1 pseudogene is annotated in these 507 nt (G+C 54.6%); it reads left to right on the top strand.

The annotated features are described in order from the left end of the window. Positions 1 to 507 (top strand): annotated as a pseudogene (locus tag URZ40_RS23155) (adhesin); the annotation flags it as partial.

Raw genomic sequence — 507 nt, 5'->3', positions numbered from 1 at the left:
AAGGACGGCGATCTGACGGCTAACAGTACCGATGCGGTAAACGGTTCGCAGCTTAAGGCCACCAACGATCAGGTTGCGACCAATACGCAGAATATTACGCAAAACACGAAGGATATCGGCGATGTCGATAACCGGGTGACCAATATCTACGACACGGGTACGAAGTACTTCCATGCTAATTCCGTTGGTAGTGACTCCAGCGCGCAGGGGCTGGACTCCGTCGCCATTGGTATGGGGGCCGTCGCCCTGCACGCTAACGATATTGCGTTGGGAGCAGGCTCAAAGACGGCGAAGGCTGTAGGAACGGATAAAACCACCCTGGCAGGTACTGAATATACATTTGCCGGTACCAATCCGCTAAGCACGCTAAGTATCGGCGACGTTGGCAGCGAACGTACCATCACCAACGTGGCTGCCGGGCGCCTGACGGATACCAGCACCGATGCCGTCAACGGTTCACAGCTGTATGCCACTAATTCAGCGCTGAATACGCTCAATAACAACGTG

Origin of the sequence: Enterobacter sp. 296B2, from assembly GCF_034106185.1 — a bacterium.
Classification (GTDB): Bacteria; Pseudomonadota; Gammaproteobacteria; order Enterobacterales; family Enterobacteriaceae; genus Enterobacter; species Enterobacter cloacae_N.
The sequence above is the reverse complement of the archived record's forward strand: the minus strand, read 5'-3'. Positions and strand labels throughout refer to the sequence as shown.